Below are 23,078 nucleotides of genomic sequence, written 5' to 3'. Positions count from 1 at the left end.
ACGCAGCAGGAGGATGAAATGAAACGCAAATTGGCATTCGCCCTATGCACTGCCCTGGCCCTGCAACTGGACTTCGGCAGCTTGGTATCCGCGTTGGCGCAGGAGCAAGCCAATCCTGCGGGCAATGCCGGTCAGACCCAGACCATGATCGACAAACGTCCCGTCATGCACCCTGGCGGAACGAGATTCGGCGCCTATGACCCGCATGGCGATTTCGGCGCCCAAAGCGATGTGACGACCGAAGCTCTGTTCCTGCCCTGGGAGGACGTCGATCTCGCATCCTTGCGCACCGCTGACGAATATGCCCTTCAGCGGGGACGCAATCTGCTGATCACCATCGAGCCCTGGTCCTGGTCGCTCGACTGGAAACTGACGCCGACGCAGCTCCGCGACCGGATGCTCAGAGGCGAATACGACGCCAACATGGAGGCGATCGCCGACATGATCGCCGAGCTGAAGAGCCCGGTCATCGTGCGCTGGGGCCAGGAGATGGAAGACACGTCCGGACGGTTTTCCTGGGCTGGCTGGGCGCCACAGGACTGGATCAAGGCCTACAAGCATGCGATGGACATCGTGCGCAAGAAGGTGCCGAAGGCGCAGATCATGTGGTCACCGAAGGGTCTGCCGAACCTCGATGCCTATTATCCGGGTGACGATTACGTCGATCTCGTCGGGCTGTCGGTCTTCGGGCTCGAACCATTCGATCAGATCGAATATGGGGCGCCAAGGACGTTCGCGCAGGCGCTCAAGCCCGGCTACGACCTGGTGGCCAAATACAACAAGCCGATCTGGGTTGCCGAGCTCGGATGGGAAGGCAGCCCGGCCTATATGCAGCCCTGGATGAACACCGCGACACAACCGGACCCGCAGTTCCCCAACCTGGCCGAAGTCGTCTACTTCAACGACCGTGACGTCATCGAATGGCCGCACAATCTCGGCCGGCCGAACTGGCGCGTGGTCAACCAGACCACGAACTGACATTGCCGGCAGTAGCGCGCTCTGAACGGGCGCGCGAGAAAGCTCAAGCATCTCGTTTGGCTGGATGCCCTTCCTTGCAGAAAAGCCCCTCGCTTGAGGCGAGAGGCTCGAGTTAGAAGTGCCGGCGTTGTCGGCTGCGATTTACTCGGCCGCTTGCGGCCCCAGTTCGCCGCGACGGATCTGGTCGGCTTCGATCGATTCGAACAGGGCGCGGAAGTTGCCCTCGCCAAAGCCTTCGTCGCCCTTGCGCTGGATGAACTCGAAGAAGATCGGGCCGATCACTGTCTTCGAGAAGATCTGCAGCAGGATCTTCGTCATGCCGCCGTTCACCACACCTTCGCCGTCGATGAGGATGCCGTGCTTCTTCATCCGGTCGATCGGTTCGTCATGGCCGTGAACACGGTCATGCGACATGTCGTAATAGGTCTCCGGCGGGCCGGGCATGAACTTCAGGCCATTGGCGGCCAGCTTGTCGGTGGCGTCATAGATGCCTTCGGTGCCGACGGCGATGTGCTGGATGCCTTCGCCCTTGTACTTGCGCAGATATTCCTCGATCTGGCTCGTGTCGTCCTTGGACTCGTTCAAGGGAATGCGGATCTTGCCGCAGGCCGAGGTGATCGCCCGGCTGACGAGGCCGGTGATGCGGCCGTCGATGTCGAAGAAGTGGATCTGCGTGAAATTGAACAGTTCGCGGTAGAAGGCCCACCACTTGTCCATGTTGCCGCGATAGACGTTGTGCGTCAGGTGGTCGAGATAATAGAAGCCGACGCCTTCGGGCCTCGGATTGCGTTCGCCGGTCCACTCGAACTCGGTCTCATAGGTCGAGCCCTTGGCGCCGTAGGTCTCGACGAAATAGAGCAGCGAACCACCGATGCCGACAATCGCCGGAACATCGAGGCACTTGTCCTTGCCTTCGTAGGGGATCGCGCCCTTCGAGACCGCATGGTCGAAGGCGTGCTTTGCGTCGACGACGCGCCAGGCCATGGACGGGGCGCAGGGGCCGTGCTCATCGACGAAGCGCATGGCATGCGAGCCGGGCTCGGCGTTCAGAATGTAGTTGATGTCGCCCTGCCGCCAGACCGTGATGTTCTTGGTCTTGTGCTTGGCAACCGGGCTGTAACCCATGCGAGCAAAAAGCTCGGCGAGCTTCTCCGGTTCCGGATGGGCGAATTCGACGAATTCGAAGCCGTCGGTGCCAGCGGGGTTTTCAGCGGTAATCGTTGCCGGCGGGGCGTCATGCGGGAAGGGGCCCATCGGAAGTCTCCTCTTGTTCTTCCAAACTTTGCTGGAGTATGACGCAATTCCCATGCATGATGCTTGTATTCTTGCGCGGTTTAGACAGGATGGCGCACGGAACATGCATAATAGTGAATTAGGATGCAGGAATGGAGCAGCTTGACGGGTTCGATCTCAAGATCCTCAGCGAATTGCAGCGCGACGGACATCTGACCAATAATGAGCTGTCGGAGCGCATCGCACTTTCGCCGTCACAATGCTCACGGCGGCGTAGCCGGCTCGAAGCCGAAGGCTACATCACCGGCTATCAGGCACAGATCGACCGGCAGAAGCTCGGCCTCGATCTGATGGTGGTGATCTCGGTGACGCTCGCCACCCACAACCGCGACAATGCCAAGCGCTTCGGCAAGCTCATTTCGAGTTTGCCCGAGGTGTTGGAGGCCTATGCGCTGACCGGTGAGATGGACTATCACCTGCGGGTGGTGACGCCTGACCTCGCGGGGCTGTCGCGCTTCGTCAACGACGTGCTTTTGCCGCATGACAGCGTGCAGCACGTGAAGACGTCGATCGTGCTCGAAACGCTGAAGAGTTTTGAAGGTGTGCCGATTCCGGAGCGGATGAAGGGCTGACGTTTCACCCCTCGCGGCGAGGACGTTTCTCCACTTTGCCGATGGCGCGTTCAATCGCCTCGAGACCAGCCGTCAGCGCCTGCATTCCGGCGGCTCCAACCAAAGCGTCGAGTTCAGCCTGGTAGCTGGCCGCAAGCGCCGTCAGTTCGACATAGGCACGCAGGCCCGCCTTCGTCAGCTGGAGATGTTCGAGGCGGCGATCGCCTTCGTTTTCATTGCGCGTCAGCCAGCGCCGCTCTTCGAGTGCTGCGACCGCACGGCTCACCTTGGTCTTGTGCATGGCGGAATGCGCGCCCACTTCCGTTGCCGTCATTGGACGACGGGTGCTGCCGAGGGCTGCCAGCGTTCGCCATTCCGGGCGAGTGAGCTGGTAGCGCGCCTTGTATTGTGCGGCAAAGCGCAGGGCGACGAATTCGGCCGCGCGGTTCAGCCGGTAGGGCAGGAAGGCATTGAGCTCGAAGCCGTCGGCGGTCATCGGTGTTTCCTTGATAGTTACAAAATCGATAGTTACGATTGCAACTAATATGCCGAAGGCGAGGCTCGCGTCCACCATGGATGGGGCCGTTGCGGGCGGTGTTTGGGATTGCGCTGGCCCCGCTGCGAGAGCTGGAGCCGGATGCTCAAGGGAGGAGGATAGAACCATGCTCGACAAGGCAGGAAAACAGGCCGAGGCACGGACTGACGCAGCCGAGGCGCTCAACTACATGCCGGGTTTCGGCAATGATTTCGAGACCGAAAGCCTGCCGGGAGCTCTACCGCAGGGCCAGAACAGTCCACAGAAATGCGCCTACGGGCTCTATGCCGAGCAGCTCTCCGGCTCGCCCTTTACCGCGCCGCGCGGCACCAACGAGCGCTCCTGGCTCTACCGCATCCGCCCGAGCGTCCGCCACACCGGGCGGTTTTCCAAGATCGACTATCCGCACTGGAAGACGGCGCCGCATGTGGCCGAGCATTCCCTGGCGCTCGGCCAGTTGCGCTGGAACCCGTTGCCGGCGCCCTCGGAAAAACTGAACTTCCTTGAGGGCATCCGCACCATGACGACGGCGGGCGATGCGCCGACGCAGACCGGAATGGCGGCCCATGCCTATGCCTTCAACGCCGACATGGTGGACGACTATTTCTTCAATGCCGACGGCGAACTCTTGATCGTTCCGGAAGCGGGCGCGATCCAGGTCTTCACGGAACTCGGCAAGATGGATGTGGAGCCCTCGGAAATCTGCATCGTGCCGCGCGGCACCATGTTCAAGGTGACGCGGCTTGGTGAAGAGAAGGTCTGGCGCGGCTATATCTGCGAGAACTATGGCGCCAAGTTCACATTGCCGGATCGCGGCCCGATCGGCGCCAACTGCCTTGCCAATCCGCGCGACTTCAAGACGCCGGTCGCCGCCTTCGAGGAGAAGGAGACGCCTTGCCGCGTGCATGTGAAGTGGTGCGGCGGCTTCCATGTGACCGAGATCGGCCATTCACCGCTCGACGTCGTCGCCTGGCACGGCAACTACGCGCCCTACAAATACGACCTCAAGACCTACTCGCCGGTTGGCGCCATCCTCTTCGATCATCCGGACCCGTCGATCTTCACGGTGCTGACGGCACCCTCGGGCGAAGAGGGTACGGCGAACATCGATTTCGTCATCTTCCCGCCGCGTTGGCTGGTGGCCGAGCACACCTTCCGGCCGCCCTGGTACCACCGCAACATCATGAGCGAGTTCATGGGGCTGATCTACGGCCGCTATGACGCCAAGGAAGAGGGCTTCGTGCCCGGCGGCATGAGCCTGCACAACATGATGCTGGCACATGGGCCGGATGCGTCGGGCTACGACAAGGCGACAAACAGTGAGTTGAAACCGGTGAAGCTCGACCATACGATGGCCTTCATGTTCGAGACACGCTTCCCACAGCAGCTGACCCGCTTCGCCGCCGAACTGGAGACGTTGCAGGACAACTACATCGACTGCTGGACGGATCTCAAGAAGCGCTTCAACGGGACGCCGGAAGGCGATTGGTCTTGAGTTCACGCCTCGTTTTACTTGGCAGCAAGGGTGGTCCGGCGATCCGGCCGGGCGGCCCGTGGCCGACCTCGTCATTGCTTCAAATCGGCGGCCGTTCGATCGTGGTCGATTGCGGCCTTGGCGTTACCCGCGGAGTAACGGATGCCGGCGTGCCGCTGAAGGCGCTGGACCTGATCGTCATCACCCACCTGCATTCGGATCATGTGCTTGAGCTTGGTCCGTTGATCCACACGGCCTGGACCGCGGGGCTCGCGCATCCAGTGCGCGTCTTCGGCCCCGCCGGGACACGTGCCTATTGGCAGGGCTTCCTTCAGGCGATGGCCTTCGACATCGACATTCGCATCGTCGACGAAGGCCGGCCGGACCTGTGCGCTCTTGTCGACGTCGTCGAGTTTTCCGAGGGCGCGGTCTTTTCGGAGAACGGCCTGACCGTGTCGGCGCTACGCGTCGATCATCCGCCAGTCACCGACTGTTTCGCACTGCGGTTCGATCATGCGGAGGGCTCGGTCGTCTTTTCCGCTGATACGGCCTATTTTCCGCCGCTCGCCGATTTCGCCCGAGGGGCTGACATTCTCGTGCACGAAGCGATGCTCGCCGAAGGCGTCGACCGGCTGGTGGCGCGCACCGGCAACGGCGCGCGATTGAAGGAGCACCTGCTTGCGAGCCACACATTCGCCGAACAGGCGGCCGCGATCGCAACGTCCGCCGGCGTCGGTCGGCTGGTGCTGCACCACCTCATTCCGGCCGATGATCCCGAGATAACGCAAGGCCATTGGATTGCGGCGACCCGCAAAAGCTGGGCAGGCGCCTTGACGATCGCCGCCGACGGCCTTGTTGTGAGACTTGCGGACGATTCGCCCGCTTAAAACAACTCCGCGAAGGCCGCGCAGCGGCTTTCGGTCCGGAACAATGAGAAGATTGAGAGGGAGGACTGCATGAAACTGGCGACACTCAAGGACAGTACGCGCGACGGAAAGCTCGTGGTCGTCTCTCGCGATCTCACCCGCTGCTCCGAGGTCGGGCATATCGCCCGTACGCTGCAGGCAGCGCTCGACGACTGGGAACACGCAGGCCCGCGGCTTGCCCGCGTGGCCGAGGGGATCGAGACCGGCTCGCAGCCGACGATCCGGTTCCATGAACACGACGCCCTGTCGCCGTTGCCGCGCGCTTACCAATGGGCCGACGGCTCGGCCTACGTCAATCACGTCGAGCTCGTCCGCAAGGCCCGCAATGCCGAAATGCCGGCAAGCTTCTGGACCGACCCGCTGATGTATCAAGGCGGCTCCGACAGCTTCATCGCGCCGCGCGATCCGATCCCGCTTGCCGACGAAAGCTGGGGCGTCGACATGGAGGGCGAGGTCGCCGTCATCGTCGACGACGTGCCGATGGGCGCTACCAATGACGAGGCGCGCGCTGCGATCCGCCTGGTGATGCTGGTCAACGACGTATCGTTGCGTGGCCTCATCCCGGCCGAGCTTGCCAAGGGTTTCGGCTTCTTCCAGTCAAAGCCGTCTTCTGCCTTTTCGCCGGTCGCCGTTTCCCCGGATGAATTGGGTGAGGCCTGGGACGGCGGCAAGCTGCATCTGCCGCTCTGCGTCGACATCAACGGCAAGCCCTTCGGCCGAGCCAATGCCGGCATCGACATGACCTTCGATTTCGCCCAACTGGTCGCGCATGCGGCCAAGACCCGGCCGCTTTCTGCCGGCACGATTATCGGCTCGGGCACGGTCTCCAACAAGCTTGACGGCGGACCGGGCAAGCCGGTCGCAGAGGGCGGTGCCGGTTATTCCTGCATCGCGGAGCTGCGCATGATCGAAACCATCGTCGGTGGTGCGGCGAAGACGCATTTCCTGAGGGTCGGTGACGTCGTGCGCATCGAGATGAAGGACAAGACCGGCCATTCGATCTTCGGCGCTATCGAACAGACCGTCGAAGCCTACAACAAGGCCTAAACGGCTGAACGACAAGAACGGGCAAAGGCATGAGCGAGACCGTCCTTTACGACTACTGGCGTTCGTCGGCGAGCTATCGGGTGCGTATCGCGCTCAACAGCCTCGGCGAAAGCTATCGTTCGGTGCCGGTCGATCTGCTCGCCAAGGCGCACAAGGCGCCGGAGCATCTGGCGCGCAATCCGCAGGGGCTCGTGCCCGTTCTCGACATCGATGGCGAGCGGTTCACGCAATCGCTCGCCACCATCGAATATCTCGCCGAGACACGCAGCAATGCCGGTTTCCTGCCTGACGATGCCGTCGGGCGCCAGCGGGTGCGCATGCTCTCCTACGCGATCGCGATGGACATCCATCCCGTCTGCAATCTCGGCGTGATCTCCTATGTCATGGCCAATGCCGAGGACGGTGAGGCGGCGCGGCGCAACTGGATGCGCAAGTTCGTCGGCGAGGGACTTGCCGCCTTCGAACAGCTGCTCGACCATCCCGCAACCGGCCGGTTCTGCCATGGCGACAGCCCGTCGATGGCGGATTTCTGCCTCGTGCCGCAGGTCTACAATGCCCGCCGCTGGGAGGTGGATCTCAGCGCTTGCCCACGGCTTGTCGCGATCGATCAGAATTGTTCGGAGATCGAGGCATTCGCCCGCGCTCACCCGGATCGCACGCCGCGCTGACCGGTGCGGTTGTCCGTTCCGTTCCTTCAGACATCATTTGACTGAAGCTGCCTTGTGCTGACCGGCCTCATCTGGCCGGTTCCGTCAAACGGATGTCGCGAATGGATCGACGGCCGGGCCAAGGCCGCGCTAGTTTTTGTGTGACTGGCCGTATAAGGGGGGCCGGAAAAACCTCTGGAGCGAGAGACATACCGATGAAAAGCTATGTGCTGAACGTCAGCTGCAAGACCACCCGTGGCATCGTTGCCGCCATCACCGGCTATCTCGCCGAAAAGGGCTGTTACATTTCAGACAGTTCGCAGTTCGACGATCTCGAAACCGGGCTGTTCTTCATGCGCCTCACCTTCATCAGCCAGGAAGGGGCGACGCTCGACGAGCTGAAAGCGGGCTTCGAGCCGGTGGTCAAGCGCTTCGACATGAATGCGGAGATCCGCGACAGCGAAGAGCGCATGAAGGTGCTGCTGATGGTGTCGCGTTTCGGCCATTGCCTCAACGACCTGCTCTACCGCTGGAAGATCGGCGCGCTGCCGATCGATATCGTCGGGGTCGTCTCCAACCACTTCGACTACCAGAAGGTGGTCGTCAACCACGACATTCCCTTCCACTACATCAAGGTGACGAAGGAGAACAAGCCGAAGGCGGAAGCCCAGCTCCTGGAGCTCGTCGAACAGACCGGCGCCGACCTGATCGTGCTTGCCCGCTACATGCAGGTCCTGTCGGACGCGCTCTGCAAGAAGATGTCGGGCCGCATCATCAACATCCACCACTCGTTCCTGCCGTCGTTCAAGGGCGCCAATCCCTACAAGCAGGCCTATGAGCGCGGCGTGAAGCTGATCGGCGCGACGGCGCACTATGTCACCGCCGATCTCGACGAGGGCCCGATCATCGAGCAGGATATCGCCCGCATCACCCATGCCCAGAGCGCGGAAGACTATGTCTCGATCGGCCGCGACGTCGAGAGCCAGGTGTTGGCCCGTGCGGTACACGCCCATATCCACAACCGCTGCTTCATCAACGGCAACCGCGTCGTCGTCTTCCCGCCGAGCCCGGGTTCCTACGCTTCCGAGCGCATGGGCTGAGGTATGGGAAATCCGGCCCTCTCGCCGCCAAGCGGGTGAGAGGCTCGGGGAACAAATCGTCCGCTGAAAATGAGAAGCGCCACCCGTTTCGACCGGTGGCGCTCATTTGTTAGTGCAACAGTTCCAGTCCGACCGCCGTCGCCTCGCCGCCGCCGATGCAGAGCGAGGCAATGCCGCGCTTGACGCCCTTCGCGCGCATGGCGTGCAAGAGCGTCACGATGATGCGGGCGCCCGAGGCGCCGATCGGGTGGCCGAGCGCGCAGGCGCCCCCGTTAATGTTGACGATATCGTCGGAAAGGCCGAGATCGCGGATCGCGGCCATCGCCACCACGGCGAAGGCCTCGTTGATTTCGTAGAGGCCGACGCTGCCCTTCTCCCAGCCGAGCTTGGCCATCAGCTTGTCGATCGCGCCGATCGGCGCGGTGGTAAACCAGGCCGGTTCCTGCGCATGGCCGGCATGGCCAGCGACGATGGCAAGGGGCGTCAGTCCGCGCTTTTCCGCCTCGCTTGCACGCATCAAAATCAGCGCCGCTGCACCGTCGGAGATCGACGACGAATTGGCCGCCGTCACGCTGCCGCCGTCACGGAAGGCGGCTTTCAGCTTCGGGATCTTTGCCGGATCCGATTTGGTCGGCTGCTCGTCGCGATCAAGGTTGGCGGTCTGGCGTTTGCCGGCGCCGCTAACCGCCACTATTTCCTCGGCAAAGGAACCATCCTCAGCCGCCCGGTTGGCGCGCTCCAGCGAGCGAAGCGCAAACGCGTCCTGATCGGTGCGCGAGAACTGGTAGTGTTCGGCCGTATCCTCGGCATAGGTGCCCATCAGCCGACCGGAGTAGGCGTCTTCGAGGCCGTCGAGGAACATATGATCCTTGACCTCACCATGCCCCAGGCGGAAACCGCCGCGCGCCTTCGGCAGCAGATACGGGGCGTTGGTCATCGACTCCATGCCGCCGACGGCAAGCACCGACGCGCTGCCCGAAAGGAGCGCGTCGTGGCCGAGCATCAGCGCTTTCATGCCGGAACCGCAGACCTTGGAGATGGTCGTCGACGGCGTTTCCTTGCCGAGGCCTGCGCCAAGAGCGGCCTGGCGCGCCGGGTTCTGGCCAATGCCGGCCGGCAGCACATTGCCCATCAGCACCTCGTCGACGGCATCAAGGCCGGCGCGATCAAGTGCTGCCTTCAGCGCGACGGCGCCGATTTCCGGCGCAGTCAGATCCTTGAGGCTGCCCTGAAAGGCGCCCATCGGGGTGCGGGCCGCCGAAACGATGACGATAGGGTCAATTCTGCTCATGTCTTTCTCCCATACGGCAATGGTTGGCGCTAGTGGGTGGCCACCGTCAGATATGCAGCGCGTGCCCCAGTGCCTTCAGCGCGGACTCCTGGAAGGCCTCCGATTGTGTCGGGTGGGCATGGATCGTGCCGGCGATGTCTTCGAGCCGCGCGCCCATCTCAATCGCCAGGCTGAAGCTTGCCGAGAGTTCCGAGACGCCGTGGCCGACGGCCTGGATGCCGAGCACCAGGTGGTTGTCGGCGCGGGCAACGATGCGGACAAAACCGTCTTCCGCAAGCGTCGTCATCGCCCGGCCGTTCGCCTGGAAGGGGAACTGGCCGATCTTGATCTCGATGCCGCTGGCCCGCGCCTCGTCGGGTGAGAGCCCTGATGTGACGATCTCGGGATCGGTGAAGCAGACGGCGGGGATGCAGCGCTTGTCCCAACTGCGCTTGTGGCCGGCGACGATCTCCGCCACCATTTCGCCTTGCGCCATGGCGCGGTGCGCCAGCATCGGCTCGCCGGTGACGTCGCCGATCGCGTAGATGCCGCGCATGGACGTCCGGCACTGGTCGTCGATGCGGATGAAGCGGCCGGTGCGGTCGAGGTCGATCTCCTCCAGGCCGAAGCCTTCGGTCACCGGCTTGCGGCCGACGGTGACGAGAACCTTTTCGGCGGCAACGTCGATGGCGCGACCGTTGTGCTCGGCATGCAGGCTGCCGGTCTCGGCGGAGTAGCTCTTGGCAACCGTCTGGGTGAAGACTTCGATGCCGAGCTCGCCTAGGCGCTTGCCGATCGGCTTCGTCAGATCCGCGTCGTACTGCGGCAGGATGCGCGTCAGCGCCTCGACGATGGTGACATGGCTGCCGAGCTTGGCGAAGGCGGTGCCCAGTTCCAGACCGATATAGCCGCCGCCGATGACGGCGAGGCTCTTCGGCACGCTCTTCAGCGACAAGGCTTCCGTCGAGGAAATGATCGGCCCGCCGAAGGGCAGGTCCGGCAGTTCGACCGGCGCCGAGCCCGTGGCAATGACGATCGCTTCGGCGCGGATGCGCTGCAGCCCGATTTCGGTCTCGACATCGACGGTCTTGCCATCGACGAAGCGGGCGGCGCCGATCACGGCCTTGACGCCGGCCTTTTTCAGAAGCCCGGTGACGCCGCCATTCAGCCGGCCGACGATGCCGTCCTTCCAGGCGACGGTATGGGCGAGGTCGATCGACGGATTGGCCAGAGAGAGGCCGAGCGGGTTGCGGCCGGAGGCGGCCGCGCGCAGCTTGTGAAACTCTTCGGCCGCGTGGATCAGGGCCTTCGAGGGAATGCAGCCGACATTGAGGCAGGTGCCGCCGGCCTTGGCCTTTTCGACGATGACCGTGTCGATGCCGAGCTGGCCGGCGCGGATGGCTGCGATGTAGCCGCCGGGGCCGGCGCCGATCACGAGCAGCTTGCAGGATATTTCCTTCATGATCGCCTCAGGCCTCCACGAAAATTAGCGCCGGGGTTTCGAGCAGGGTTTTCAGCCGCTGCACGAAGACGGCCGCATCCCAGCCGTCGATGACGCGGTGGTCGAAGCTCGAGGACAGGTTCATGATCTTGCGCGGCACGAACTGCGTGCCGTCCCAGACCGGCCTGATCGCAAGCTTGTTGACGCCGACGATCGCCACTTCCGGATGGTTGATGACCGGGGTGGTGACGATGCCGCCGAGCGCGCCGAGCGACGAGATGGTGATCGTCGATCCGGTCAACTCGTCGCGGGTGGCCGTGCCGGTGCGGGCCGCTTCCGCCAGGCGGTTGAGTTCGGTGGCGCAATCCCAGATGCCGCGTGCTTCGGCATGGCGCACGACCGGGACGGTGAGGCCGGCGGGTGTCTGGGTGGCGATGCCGATATGCACGGCGTGATGGCGGTGGATGATGCCGGGACCGTCGTCGAAGATCGCGTTGACGGCGGGCTGATCGGCAATGGTGCGGACCAGCGCGCGCATCAGATAGGGCAGGATCGTCAGCTTCGGTTGATCCGGTTTGCGGTCGCGGTTCATCGTCGTCCGCAGGTCCTCGAGCGCTGTCATATCCACTTCTTCCACATAGGTGATGTGGGGAATGCGCGAGGTCGAAAGCGACATCTTCTCGGCGATGCGGCGGCGAAGGCCGGTCACCTTGATCTCGTCGACCGCGGTCTTGCGCTGCAGGCCGGCGGGCGCCGGCGCCGGCTGGGCGCCGCGGGCGATGAACTGGTCGAGATCATCATGAGTGATGCGGCCGGCCGGACCGGTGCCGGCCACCTGGCGGAGGTCGACGCCGCTTTCCTTGGCGCGCAGGCGCACGGCCGGCGAGGCCAGTGCTTTTTCCAGCCGCTCGCCGGTCGCGTGGCCATTCGCGATCGGTGCCTTCGCCTCGACTTTGACGGGTTGCGTAGGCTTGGCGACTGGGGCGGGTGCCTCGACCTTTACGGCGGGCTGTTCTTCCGCCTTTGCTGCCAGCTTGTTGTCAACAGCCGGCGCGGCTGTTTCCCCCTCACCGGCGATTTCGATGCGCACCAGCGGCGCCTTCACCGCGACGGTGTCACCCACTTCGGCACCGAGCCAGAGCACGGTGCCGGTGACGGGCGAGGGGATTTCGACGGTCGCCTTGTCGGTCATGACGGCGGCGAGCACCATGTCCTCGCGAACGGGATCGCCAGGCTTCACGTGCCATTCCACGAGTTCGGCCTCGGCCACGCCTTCGCCGACATCCGGCATCTTGATTACGAATTCGCCCATCTCAGGCCTCCATCACTTCGACGAGCGCGCGTCCGACGCGCGCGGGGCCGGGGAAATAGTCCCATTCCTGGGCGTGCGGGTAGGGCGTGTCCCAGCCCGCAACGCGCACGACGGGCGCTTCGAGATGGTAGAAGCAATGCTCCTGAACGAGCGAGGCCACTTCGCCGCCGAAGCCTGACGTGAGCGTGGCCTCATGCACGACGACGCAGCGACCAGTCTTTTCCACCGACTTCACGATCGTATCGAGATCGAGTGGCAGCAGGCTGCGCAGGTCGATCACCTCGGCGTCGATACCGGTTTCCTCGGCCGCTGCAAGCGCCACGTGCACCATGGTGCCATAGGCGACGACGGTGACGGCGGAGCCCTGACGGCGGATCTCCGCCTTGCCGATCGGGATGGTGTAATGGCCTTCGGGTACTTCGCCGAGATCATGCTTCGACCACGGGATGACCGGCCGGTCGTGATGGCCGTCGAAGGGGCCGTTGTAGAGCCGTTTCGGCTCGAGGAACATCACCGGATCGGGATCTTCGATCGAAGCGATCAGCAGGCCCTTGGCGTCATAGGGATTGGAGGGCACCACGACCTTGAGGCCGCAGACATGGGTGAAGAGCGCTTCCGGGCTCTGGCTGTGGGTCTGGCCGCCGAAGATGCCGCCGCCGGTCGGCATGCGCAGCACGATCGGGCAGGTGAAATCGCCGTTGGAGCGGTAGCGGATGCGGGCCGCTTCCTGGGTGATCTGGTCATAGGCCGGGTACATGTAGTCGGCGAACTGGATCTCGACGCAGGGTTTCAATCCATAGGCCGCCATGCCGATCGCCGTGCCGACGATGCCGCTTTCGCTGATCGGCGCGTCGAAACAGCGGGTCTTGCCGTACTTCGCCTGGAGCCCTTGCGTGCAGCGGAAGACGCCGCCGAAATAGCCGACGTCCTCGCCGAAGACGACGACATTGTCGTCGCGCTCCATGGAGACGTCCATGGCGCTGCGCACGGCTTCGATCATTGTCATTCTGGCCATGTCAGTATCCTGCCTTCTGCCGCTGGCGGCGAATGTGCGGCGGCATCTCGGCATAGACGCCCTCGAAGATGTCGCGCACCGACGGCTTGCCGCCGGCATGCAAGGTGCCGTGGCCTTCGGCCTGTTTCTGTGCCTGGATTACCGCATCGACGATTTCGGCTTCCGCCTGGGTGTGGCGCTCTTCGGACCAGGCGCCGCGCAGGATCAGGTGCTTTTTCAGCCGGAGGACGGGATCGCCGAGCGGCCAGGCCTCCGATTCCGTCTTCGGTCGGTAGGCGCTCGGGTCGTCGGAGGTCGAATGCGCGCCGACGCGATAGGTGACGTATTCGATCAGCGTCGGCCCGAGATTGCGCCTTGCGCGCTCGGCCGCCCATTTGGCGACGGCGTAAACGGCGAGGTAGTCGTTGCCGTCGACGCGCAGCGCCGGGATGCCGAAGCCGAGGCCGCGGGCTGCAAAGGTGCCGGAGCCGCCGCGGGCAATGCCCTGGAAGGTCGAGATCGCCCACTGATTGTTGACGATGTTGAGGATGACAGGCGCCTTGTAGGTGGAGGCGAAGACCAGCGCCGAGTGGAAGTCCGATTCCGCCGTCGAGCCGTCACCGATCCAGGCCGCGGCGATCTTGGTGTCGCGCTTGATCGCGGACGCCATCGCCCAGCCGACAGCCTGCACATATTGCGTTGCGAGGTTGCCGGAGATGGTGAAGAAGCCGTGCTCCTTGGAGGAATACATGATCGGCAGCTGGCGGCCGCGCAACGGGTCGCTCTCGTTCGAGAAGATCTGGTTCATCATCTCGACCATGGGATAGCCGTCGGCGATCAGGAGACCCGCCTGACGATAGGTCGGGAAGTTCATGTCGCCCTTCACCAGCGCCTTGCGGAAGGCGCAACTGACGGCCTCTTCGCCGAGATGCTGCATGTAGAACGAGGTCTTGCCCTGACGCTGCGCCATCACCATGCGCGCGTCGAAGGCGCGCAGCGTCATCATGTGCTTGAGACCAGCCAGAAGCTCGTCGTCGGACAGCAGACCGGCCCAGGGGCCGACCGCTTCGCCGTCGCGGTTCAGGACGCGAATGATCGAATAGGCGAGATCGCGCATCTCTTCCGGCGCGACGTCCACCTCCGGGCGCGGAACGGAGCCGGCTTTCGGGATCTTGACGTTGGAGAAATCCGGCTGGCCGCCGGGCCGAACGGCGGGTTCGGGGACATGCAGGCTAAGTCGATCGAGATCGCTCATGCGTTTTCCGGCCTCCTCCGGAGTGCGCAGCGCACCAATTCGAGAGCGGGAAAACGGTAGGCTTGACGTATCAGGGGAACGTGCCTTCCGACCCCACAAGGCTCCTCCGCCCGAGGTCTGCACAGACTCCTCCTTAAGCCCCGTTCTCCCGACGGGAATGCTCACAGACTGCCACGAGTTCCGGGGCTAATGAAGGTCTTTCGGCATCGAGGGGTGGGCTGGAGCGAAGAAAGATAGAATCCTGCCGGGAGTGCGCTCACGCGTTGTGTTGCGCATGGCCTTGCCGGTCGCTGCTTGTAATTTTCTTTCGCGGGCGTTTCGCCGTACGGCGATCAAACCGGCGGGGCGATCGCAATCGGCGTCCCATCGAGGAAGCGCGAGAGCCGGAATGGGGTGGGGTCGACGACCGGTTTGTCTCCGGTCACGAGATCCGCAACGAGATGCCCGGCGCCCGGTCCGATGCCGAAACCGTGGCCCGAAAATCCGGTCGCGATGATCAGTCCCGGAACGCCTTCTGCCGCTGAAATCACCGGAACGGCATCCGGCGTCACGTCGATCAGGCCGGCCCAGATCTGCTGCACCTTGGCTTCACGCAGAAATGGGAAGGCCTTTGCGGCGGCGTCGAGAGCATGAAGTGCGCGGCGCGAATCCGGGTTGGGGTCAAGCACGCGGTGACGCTCGAAGGCGCCCGGGCGATCGAGCGGGACGGCGCCGATTTCGAACAGCTCGTTCCAGCTCTGGGCGCTGAGGCCGACCTGCACGGCCTCGCCTTCCGCCTTTCGCGCCGGCTGGAAATCGCGGAAGAACGCGAAGCTATCGGGCACGATCGCGTGCAGATTGGCCGCGCCGTCGGCAATCGTGTAGCCGCCATCGAACCGCTTGCGATAGGCGTAAGTTGCGGTCGCGCCCGCACCCTCTGGACCTCCGGAAACGGGTCCGGTTCTCAAGACCGTGTTGCGCACTTTCAGTTGCGGCAGGCGGATGCCGAGGCGCTTGAGCAACAGTCGCGACCAGGCACCGCCGGCGACGACGACCGTCGAAGTTTCGATGCGACCCTTCTCGGTCACAACCGCGGAGATCCGCCCGGCCGTCCTCTCGACGCCGCGCACGGCGCAGCCGGTGACGATGCGTGCCCCGGCGCGGCGAGCGCCGGCGACGATCGCGGGCACGGCCTTTTGCGGTTCTGCCCGGCCGTCGCTTGGGGTGAAGAGCGCACCTTCATAGCGAAGGGCGGCGCCCGGCATTGCCGCCGCGGTCGCATCAGCGCCAAGCTGCCGACTGTCGACGCCATAGGGTTGGGCCATTGCGAGCCAGGCATCGCGGTTGGCGACATCACGTTCATTCTCGGAGATGTAGAGAATGCCGCTGCGGCGAAAGCCGGTCTCGCCGCCAATGCGGGCGTCGAGCGTGTCCCAGATCCTCAGCGCCTCGATCGCCAGTGGGATCTCGCGCTCGTCGCGGCCCATGACCCGCACCCAGCCCCAGTTGCGGCTCGACTGCTCCGCTCCGGGCATGCCTTTCTCGCAAAGCACGACATCGATGCCGCGTTCGGCGAGGAAGAGGGCTGTGCTGACGCCGATGATACCACCACCGACGATGACGACGTCGGCCTTGGCGGGCAGGGCGGTATCGGTGGCGATGGGATCAAGCGCGGGACCGGGCATGGGGAGGTACTTTCGGGCAGGACGTGTCACGGTCATCGGTGCATGCCGCCGCCGCGAGATCAAGACCTGCTATCTGGCCATTGCTCGAAAGCTAGGGTTTGCCGGCTCACTTTGTTTGGGAAAGCTGGTCCGCCTCGCCATCGGGCGGACTTCCGGTTTGCCCGGGGAGCTTCTATGCTCGCCCGCATGAGTGAGAGCCGCCCCGATCTTCGCCCCGTCCTGCGCATCGATTTTCCGCCCGCCGCCCGGCTCGGCCGCGGCAAGATCATGCTGTTGGAGTTGATCCGCGAGACCGGGTCGATCTCTGCGGCCGGCCGGGCGATGGACATGTCCTATCGGCGCGCCTGGCTGCTGGTCGATGCTTTGAACCGGATGTTCTCCGAGCCTTCGGTCGAGTCGCAGCGCGGCGGCAAACAGGGTGGCGGGGCGCAGGTGACACCTTTCGGCGAAACGTTGATCCGGCGCTACCGCGAGATGGAGGAAAAAACGCAAGCCGCGATCGCCGAGGATCTTGCCTGGCTCGAATCCGTTCGCGGCAGCGATCCGCCAGCAGGCGCTGGCGAGGTCGTTCCGGGCAAAGCTCAGTGATCGATCGCCACCGATTTTATGATGGCGTAGACCGTCTTGCCGGGAACAAGCGCAAGCGCGTCGCGTGAAAACCGAGTGATGCGGGCGGCAATCGTCGCATCGCCGCAAGTCACCCTGACATCGACGCTGCCGTCTTCCTCCGTCGCGATCGCAAGGATGCGCCCTTCCAGCACGTTGAGCGCGCTGATCTCCACAGGTCTTGATGTCGCCAACATGACGTCGCGCGCGGCGACGTGCAGGCGAAGCCTGCTGCCGGGTGCCGCGCTGACACCCGCAATGCGCAGCCGTTCCCGTCCGACCCGGACCGTCGTCAGTTCGTGGGACGGATCGGTTCCCTCGACCTCGCCTTCCAGCAGGACGCCGGCCTCGCGCCTGCCGGTGGCGAGCATGGCGGCCGGCGCGCTCAAGACCTGGGCGGCCGCGCCCGATGCGGTGACCCGGCCGTTTTCGAGGACGACGACGCGGCGCGCCAGCCGGGCGACTTCGCCGACGGAATGGCTGACATAAACGATCGGGATGCCGGCATCGTCACGCAGCCGTTCGAGATAGGGCAGAATCTCGGCCTTGCGGGCCTCGTCGAGTGCGGCGAGCGGCTCATCCATCAGGAGCAGGCGCGGTGCGGCGAGCAACGCACGGCCGATCGCGACGCGCTGCCGTTCGCCACCGGACAGGGCTGAAGGGTTGCGTTCCAGCAGATGGCCGATCCCGAGCATCTCGACAATGCGCGCAAAGTCGCCACCGGAGCCGCTCTTGCCGGCGAACCAGCGGCCATAGGCGAGATTGCGGCGCACGCTCAAATGCGGAAAGAGGCGTGCTTCCTGGAAGACATAGCCGAAGCGGCGGCGATGCACCGGGGTAAAAATCCGGCGCTCGCTGTCGGCGATGACGTCGCCATCGAGCACAACGCGACCGCTTTGCGGCTTCAACAACCCGGCGATGATATTGATCAGCGAGGTCTTGCCGGAGCCGGAGCGACCGAACAGCGCGGTAACGCCGCCGTCCGAGGTGAAGGCGGCATCGAGCGAGAAACTGCCGAACTGGTGGCGGGCTTCGACGGTGAGGCTCATTGGGCAGCCACCCGGCGCGCGGCGAAGGTCGCCAGCAGTTCGGAGAAGATGAGCGCGGCCATGGAAATGACGATCGAAATGATCGTCAGTCGCATGGCACCGGCGTCGCCACCCGGCACCTGGGTGAAGGTGTAGATCGCAGACGACAGCGTCTGTGTCTCGCCGGGAATGTTGGAGACGAAGGTGATCGTCGCGCCGAACTCGCCCATCGCCTTGGCAAAGGCGATGATCATGCCGGCGATGATGCCGGGGATGATCAGCGGCAGGGTGACGGTGGCAAAGACCCAGGGCGGGCTGGCGCCGAGCGTGGTCGCTGCGTCCTCGAGCTTGCGGTCGATTGCTTCGATCGACAGGCGGATGCTGCGCACCATCAGCGGAAAGGCCATGACCGCGCTGGCGAGCGCCGCGCCCGTCCAGCGGAAGGAGAAGACCAAACCGAAGTAGTCGGCAAAGAAGGCGCCGAGCGGTCCGCGGCGCCCGAAGAGCAGGAGCAGCAGGAAGCCGGTAACGACCGGCGGCAGGATCAGCGGCAGGTGAACGAGACCATTCAGCAGCGTCTTGCCCCAGAAACGGCCGCGCGCGAGCAGCATGGCGATGGCGAGCGCGAAGGGCAGGCTGCAGATCATCGCGACGGTTGCGACGCGCAGGCTCAAGAGGATCGCCGTCCATTCCGCATCGCTCACTGCAAGCCAGTCCAACAGATGTCGCTCCCCGATACGAGGCTGGTGAGATGTGGCTGTCCGCCTGCATCCGCCCCTGCCTCTGACGAATGATTGCGTCGCCCGCGTTTGGGCGCGGGCGACGCGTGACGATAGATGCTTCGCCTGCCTCTGGACAGCCGAGATCCACCGTCTTTTCAGGCCGATTACTTAAGGACGGTGAAGCCCTGCTTTTCGAAGAGGGCGGCAGCCTTTGCCGACTTGACGAAGTCGACATAGGCGGCGGCATCCGGGCTCTTGCTCTCGGCGGTGATCGCGATCGGATAGATGATCGGCGGATGGCTGTCTTCCGGGAAGGTACCGACGACCTTCACGCCCGGGTCGGCGGCCGCGTCGGTCTGGTAGACGATGCCATAGGGTGCTTCGCCGCGCGAGACGAGGAGGAGTGCCGCGCGCACACTTTCGGCGCCGGCGACCTTGGGCTCTACGGCCTTCCAGGCGCCGAGCTTTTCGAGCGCCGCCTTGCCGTATTTGCCGGCCGGAACGGAATCGACGGCACCCATGGCGAGGCGACCGTCGCCGAGCATGGCTGCCAGGTCGAAGCCCTGCTTGATATCGACGGCTGCTGCGTCGGCCTTGCCGGAAACGAGTACGATGCGGTTGCCGAGCAGGTTGGAGCGGGTGTCGTCCTTGATCAACTTCTTGTCCGTGAGATAGTCCATCCAGGCGAGGTCGGCGGAGATGAAGACATCGGCCGGTGCACCCTGCTCGACCTGCTTGGCGAGCGCCGAGCTTGCCGCGTAGGAAACGGTCGTTTCCTTGCCGCTTTCCTTCCGCCACTCGGCATTGATCGCATCGAGCGCGTTCTTGAGGCTAGCGGCCGCAAAGACCGTTACCTTCTCTTCGGCCTGCGCCGATGCCGGCATGACGGTGGTACCGGCCCAGGCGAGGCAGAGTGTCAACACCAGGCCCTTCAGCCAGTCTCTTCTCTTGATCATCGATTTCCTCCAACGAAGCGTGATATCTCTTAGGATACAACGATATCGCTTCCTGATTAGCGTTGTATCCATTGAAATACAATGCTCTTGTAGACGGCTAGCGCGGCGTCCGGCGCGCCCATCCGCTCCAGGCAAAAGCCGTGCAACATCCGCGATGGGGCTTGCGATGGCGGTCGGGCGGCCTAAATTGCTGGCCTCAAAGCTAATTGATGGACCGGAGGTGCGATGGAAACGGCGGTGAAGCTCGAAGAGAGCTGGAAGGCAGCGCTGGCGCCGGAATTTTCCAGCGCCTATATGGCCGAGCTCAAGAAGTTCCTGCTCGCCCAAAGGAACGAAGGCAGACAGATTTTTCCGCGGGGACCTGAATACTTCCGCGCGCTCGACCTGACGCCGCTCGACAAAGTGCGCGTCGTCATCCTCGGCCAGGACCCCTATCACGGCGACGGCCAGGCGCACGGGCTCTGCTTCAGCGTGCGCCCCGGTATCCGAACACCGCCCTCGCTCGTCAACATCTATAAGGAACTGAATACAGATCTCGGCATTCCGCCGGCGCGACACGGCTTCCTCGAAAGCTGGGCGAAGCAAGGTGTGCTGCTCTTAAACAGCGTGCTGACGGTGGAGCGCGGCAATGCGGCGTCACACCAGGGGCGCGGTTGGGAGAAGTTCACGGACGCAATCATCCGCGCGGTCAACGAGGCGGATCATCCCGTCGTCTTCATGCTCTGGGGTTCCTACGCGCAGAAGAAGGCGGCCTTCGTCGACCGGTCGCGCCATCTGGTGCTGCGCGCGCCGCATCCTTCGCCCTTGTCGGCCCATTCCGGTTTTCTCGGCTGCCGGCATTTCTCCCAGGCCAATGCCTTCCTGGAATCCAAGGGTTTTGATCCGATCGACTGGCGGCTGCCCGAAGATCCGGCTGTCGCCGAAATGAACTGAGGTCGGCGTTGACGTTTCCGCTGTCGCGGTGAGGTCTTGCGCCGGAGACGGCGATCCGCCAAACACGCCGAGAGAAGGCAGGCGGAGGCGAGAACATGCGCAAAATTCTGATCATCGGCATCGGTTCGGGCAATCCGGAGCATATGACGGTACAGGCGATCAATGCGCTGAACCGCGCCGACGTGCTGTTCATCCCGACCAAGGGGGCGAAGAAGACCGAGCTGGCCGAAGTGCGCCGCGACATCTGCGCCCGCTACGTGACGCGCGGCGACAGCCGCACGGTCGAATTCGCTGTGCCGGTGCGCCGCACCGAGGGCGTCAGCTACGACGGCAGCGTCGACGACTGGCACGCCCAGATTGCCGCGATCTACGAGGGGTTGCTGGCGAAGGAATTGGGCGAGGATGGAACCGGCGCGTTTCTCGTCTGGGGCGATCCGATGCTCTATGACAGCACCATCCGCATCGTCGAGCGGGTCAATGCGCGCGGGCAGGTTGCCTTCGACTATGACGTCGTTCCGGGGATCACCAGCCTGCAGGCGCTCTGCGCCAGCCACCGCATTCCGCTGAACCTCGTCGGCAAGCCGGTGGAGATCACCACCGGGCGCCGGTTGCACGAGAGCTTTCCGGAAAAGAGCCAGACGTCCGTCGTGATGCTCGACGGCGAGCAGGCGTTTCAGCGGATCGACGATCCGGATGCCGAGATCTACTGGGGCGCCTATCTCGGTACGCCGGATGAGATCGTCATTTCCGGCCGCGTTGCCGAGGTGAAGGACCGGATCCTCGAAACAAGGGCGTCGGCGCGCGAGAGGATGGGCTGGATCATGGACATCTACCTGCTTCGCAAAGGTGTCGACTTCGAGGAGTGAGGACGCCGGACAGACCGCGCCGTGATTGATCTCACTCAAGGTTTGCGGCTGTGTTATAGCGTCTTAAGGGGCTTCTTCAGGGAGGAGAACCTCGAGCGATGACGGATTTGATGAGCACCTGTGCCCTTCCATCGACTGCAGAACCCGGTGCCAGCGCCTCGATGCGGCGCGGCGCCTGTCCGTCGCTCGCCGCACCGATGCAGACCGGCGATGGCCTGCTCGTGCGGCTCAGGCCCGATGACGACAGCCTGATCATTCCCAAGGTCATCGCGCTTGCGGCCGCCGCCGAGACATTCGGCAACGGCATCATCGAGATTACCGCGCGCGGAAACCTGCAGTTGCGCGGCCTGAGCGAGGCGACGGTGCCGGCGCTGGCGCAGGCGATCGGGGATGCCGAGATCATGATCGCCGAGGGCCTTGCGATTGAGGTGCCGCCATTGGCCGGTATCGATCCGACAGAGATCGCCGATCCCCGATCGATCGCGGCAGGGCTTCGGGAAGCCCTGCAGGCGCGCCGGCCGATGCTGAGGCTTGCGCCCAAATTGTCGGTCGTCATCGACGGTGGCGGACGCTTTGGTCTTGGTGCTGTGGTTGCCGATATTCGCCTTCAGGCGCTTTCGACGCCCGACGGCTCTGGATGGCTGCTGTCGCTGGGCGGGACGGCAGCGAAGGGATCGATCATCGGGACGTTTGCCGGCAACGCGGTCGTGCCGGCCTTGATCACCATTCTCGAAAAACTGGCGAGCCTCGGCACGACGGCGCGCGGGCGCGATCTGGACCCGGCGGAAGTCCGCGCCCTTTGTCGGTGCGAGGCATTGTCCGAATGTCCGGCAGTTCTGAGTTCGGCCTCGATTCCCGGCAGTCATGACCTCGGTGACGCCGGGGTCGTTCTTGGTCTCGGCCTTGCCTTTGCCCAGGTGGAAGCCTCCGCGCTGGCGGCCTTCCTCCATCAGGTCCAGGAGCTTGGCGCCACTGCGATCCGGCTTGCGCCGGGGCACGCCTTCTTCGTGCTTGGCCTCAGCCACGAGACCGCGGCTGTCGCCCAGAGCCTGGCAGCGGCGCATGGTTTTCGCATCGTCGAAGACGACCCGCGCAACGCGATCGCCACCTGCGCCGGCAGCAAGGGCTGTGCCTCCGCGTGGATGGAGACCAAGGGCATGGCACAAAGCCTTGTCGAGATGGCGCCCGAGCTGCTCGACGGCTCGCTTACCGTGCATCTGTCCGGCTGCGCCAAGGGCTGTGCCCGACCGAGGCGGTCGGAGCTGACGCTGGCCGGTGCGCCATCAGGATACGGGCTTGTCGTAAATGGGGCTGCGAACGGCTTGCCAAGCGCCTACACCGATGAGAATGGAGTGAAATCCGCGCTCGCCCGGCTCGGCCGGCTGGTGCGGCAAAACAAAGACGCTGGCGAATCGGCGCAGTCCTGTCTTACACGGCTCGGAGCTGCGCGCGTCTCGGCAGCGTTCGAACAGGAATAGAC

22 protein-coding genes are annotated in these 23,078 nt (G+C 64.1%); 11 read left to right on the top strand and 11 right to left on the bottom strand.

Going from position 1 to position 23,078, the window contains the following annotated elements; genetic code table 11:
* The first annotated feature begins 18 nt into the window (after positions 1-18).
* Positions 19-978, top strand: coding sequence for a glycoside hydrolase family 26 protein (locus tag BLU35_RS15290; protein ID WP_093233593.1), 960 nt, complete (start codon positions 19-21; stop codon positions 976-978).
* Positions 979-1,119: 141 nt separating this feature from the next.
* On the opposite strand, the gene hppD is transcribed toward BLU35_RS15290, so the two are convergent.
* The gene (gene hppD / locus BLU35_RS15285; protein ID WP_093233592.1) at positions 1,120-2,232 is read right to left on the bottom strand and encodes a 4-hydroxyphenylpyruvate dioxygenase; all 1,113 of its coding nucleotides are present in this window, start codon (positions 2,230-2,232) and stop codon (positions 1,120-1,122) included.
* Positions 2,233-2,363: 131 nt separating this feature from the next.
* Here hppD and BLU35_RS15280 point away from each other — a divergent pair, with 131 nt between their 5' ends.
* Positions 2,364-2,843, top strand: a complete 480-nt coding sequence (locus BLU35_RS15280; RefSeq protein WP_057254506.1) for an Lrp/AsnC family transcriptional regulator — start codon at positions 2,364-2,366, stop codon at positions 2,841-2,843.
* A 4-nt stretch (positions 2,844-2,847) separates the two neighbouring features.
* On the opposite strand, the gene BLU35_RS15275 is transcribed toward BLU35_RS15280, so the two are convergent.
* Positions 2,848-3,318: a MarR family winged helix-turn-helix transcriptional regulator gene (locus tag BLU35_RS15275; protein WP_058325310.1), complete on the bottom strand. Its 471-nt coding sequence runs from the start codon at positions 3,316-3,318 to the stop codon at positions 2,848-2,850.
* 166 nt (positions 3,319-3,484) lie between these two features.
* Here BLU35_RS15275 and hmgA point away from each other — a divergent pair, with 166 nt between their 5' ends.
* The 5 genes from hmgA to purU all read left to right on the top strand — a co-directional run bounded on the left by hmgA (position 3,485) and on the right by purU (position 8,551).
* Entirely contained in the window at positions 3,485-4,852 is a 1,368-nt protein-coding gene (gene hmgA, locus BLU35_RS15270; protein WP_058325309.1) for a homogentisate 1,2-dioxygenase, read from the top strand.
* Positions 4,849-5,718: an MBL fold metallo-hydrolase gene (locus BLU35_RS15265; RefSeq protein WP_057254509.1), complete on the top strand. Its 870-nt coding sequence runs from the start codon at positions 4,849-4,851 to the stop codon at positions 5,716-5,718. The genes hmgA and BLU35_RS15265 overlap by 4 nt, the downstream gene beginning before the upstream one ends.
* Before the next feature lie 69 nt (positions 5,719-5,787).
* Positions 5,788-6,804 (top strand): fumarylacetoacetate hydrolase family protein, encoded by a 1,017-nt coding sequence (locus BLU35_RS15260; protein ID WP_057254510.1) that lies wholly within the window; start codon positions 5,788-5,790, stop codon positions 6,802-6,804.
* Positions 6,805-6,833: 29 nt separating this feature from the next.
* Positions 6,834-7,472 carry a maleylacetoacetate isomerase gene (maiA, locus tag BLU35_RS15255; RefSeq protein WP_093233591.1) on the top strand — a complete coding sequence of 213 codons (639 nt, stop codon included), beginning with the start codon at positions 6,834-6,836 and terminating at the stop codon, positions 7,470-7,472.
* Between the two features lie 194 nt (positions 7,473-7,666).
* A complete protein-coding gene (gene purU / locus BLU35_RS15250; RefSeq protein WP_057254512.1) occupies positions 7,667-8,551 on the top strand; it encodes a formyltetrahydrofolate deformylase in 885 nt (294 codons plus the stop codon).
* A 109-nt stretch (positions 8,552-8,660) separates the two neighbouring features.
* Here the strand turns inward: purU and BLU35_RS15245 are convergent, their stop codons facing one another.
* The 6 genes from BLU35_RS15245 to BLU35_RS15220 all read right to left on the bottom strand — a co-directional run bounded on the left by BLU35_RS15245 (position 8,661) and on the right by BLU35_RS15220 (position 16,487).
* The gene (locus BLU35_RS15245; protein ID WP_093233590.1) at positions 8,661-9,842 is read right to left on the bottom strand and encodes an acetyl-CoA C-acyltransferase; all 1,182 of its coding nucleotides are present in this window, start codon (positions 9,840-9,842) and stop codon (positions 8,661-8,663) included.
* Between the two features lie 46 nt (positions 9,843-9,888).
* Positions 9,889-11,283 carry a dihydrolipoyl dehydrogenase gene (gene lpdA / locus BLU35_RS15240; protein WP_057254514.1) on the bottom strand — a complete coding sequence of 465 codons (1,395 nt, stop codon included), beginning with the start codon at positions 11,281-11,283 and terminating at the stop codon, positions 9,889-9,891.
* A gap of 7 nt (positions 11,284-11,290) precedes the next feature.
* Positions 11,291-12,574, bottom strand: coding sequence for a dihydrolipoamide acetyltransferase family protein (locus BLU35_RS15235; protein WP_057254515.1), 1,284 nt, complete (start codon positions 12,572-12,574; stop codon positions 11,291-11,293).
* A gap of 1 nt (position 12,575) precedes the next feature.
* Positions 12,576-13,589: an alpha-ketoacid dehydrogenase subunit beta gene (locus BLU35_RS15230; protein WP_057254516.1), complete on the bottom strand. Its 1,014-nt coding sequence runs from the start codon at positions 13,587-13,589 to the stop codon at positions 12,576-12,578.
* Between the two features lies 1 nt (position 13,590).
* On the bottom strand, positions 13,591-14,823 hold the full coding sequence (locus BLU35_RS15225) for a 3-methyl-2-oxobutanoate dehydrogenase (2-methylpropanoyl-transferring) subunit alpha (RefSeq protein ID WP_057254517.1): 1,233 nt from the start codon (positions 14,821-14,823) through the stop codon (positions 13,591-13,593).
* Between the two features lie 332 nt (positions 14,824-15,155).
* On the bottom strand, positions 15,156-16,487 hold the full coding sequence (locus BLU35_RS15220; RefSeq protein WP_058325303.1) for an NAD(P)/FAD-dependent oxidoreductase: 1,332 nt from the start codon (positions 16,485-16,487) through the stop codon (positions 15,156-15,158).
* A gap of 186 nt (positions 16,488-16,673) precedes the next feature.
* Here BLU35_RS15220 and BLU35_RS15215 point away from each other — a divergent pair, with 186 nt between their 5' ends.
* Positions 16,674-17,075, top strand: coding sequence for a winged helix-turn-helix domain-containing protein (locus BLU35_RS15215; protein ID WP_058325332.1), 402 nt, complete (start codon positions 16,674-16,676; stop codon positions 17,073-17,075).
* On the opposite strand, the gene modC is transcribed toward BLU35_RS15215, so the two are convergent.
* The 3 genes from modC to modA all read right to left on the bottom strand — a co-directional run bounded on the left by modC (position 17,069) and on the right by modA (position 19,799).
* Entirely contained in the window at positions 17,069-18,142 is a 1,074-nt protein-coding gene (modC, locus tag BLU35_RS15210) for a molybdenum ABC transporter ATP-binding protein (RefSeq protein ID WP_093233589.1), read from the bottom strand. The two genes, BLU35_RS15215 and modC, sit on opposite strands and share 7 nt — an antisense overlap.
* On the bottom strand, positions 18,139-18,840 hold the full coding sequence (modB, locus tag BLU35_RS15205) for a molybdate ABC transporter permease subunit (protein WP_093233588.1): 702 nt from the start codon (positions 18,838-18,840) through the stop codon (positions 18,139-18,141). Before modB ends, modC begins: the two co-directional genes overlap by 4 nt.
* Before the next feature lie 167 nt (positions 18,841-19,007).
* Positions 19,008-19,799: a molybdate ABC transporter substrate-binding protein gene (gene modA, locus BLU35_RS15200; RefSeq protein ID WP_058325300.1), complete on the bottom strand. Its 792-nt coding sequence runs from the start codon at positions 19,797-19,799 to the stop codon at positions 19,008-19,010.
* Positions 19,800-20,024: 225 nt separating this feature from the next.
* On the opposite strand from modA, the gene ung reads away from it, so the two are divergent.
* The 3 genes from ung to cobG all read left to right on the top strand — a co-directional run bounded on the left by ung (position 20,025) and on the right by cobG (position 23,076).
* Positions 20,025-20,732, top strand: coding sequence for a uracil-DNA glycosylase (gene ung, locus BLU35_RS15195; protein WP_093233587.1), 708 nt, complete (start codon positions 20,025-20,027; stop codon positions 20,730-20,732).
* A 95-nt stretch (positions 20,733-20,827) separates the two neighbouring features.
* Positions 20,828-21,598, top strand: a complete 771-nt coding sequence (gene cobF, locus BLU35_RS15190; protein WP_093233586.1) for a precorrin-6A synthase (deacetylating) — start codon at positions 20,828-20,830, stop codon at positions 21,596-21,598.
* A 110-nt stretch (positions 21,599-21,708) separates the two neighbouring features.
* Positions 21,709-23,076 carry a precorrin-3B synthase gene (gene cobG, locus BLU35_RS15185; protein WP_176907265.1) on the top strand — a complete coding sequence of 456 codons (1,368 nt, stop codon included), beginning with the start codon at positions 21,709-21,711 and terminating at the stop codon, positions 23,074-23,076.
* Positions 23,077-23,078 lie beyond the last annotated feature (2 nt).

It is taken from the genome of Sinorhizobium sp. NFACC03 (genome assembly GCF_900103435.1).
Taxonomy (GTDB): domain Bacteria; phylum Pseudomonadota; class Alphaproteobacteria; order Rhizobiales; family Rhizobiaceae; genus Ensifer.
The sequence above is the reverse complement of the archived record's forward strand: the minus strand, read 5'-3'. Positions and strand labels throughout refer to the sequence as shown.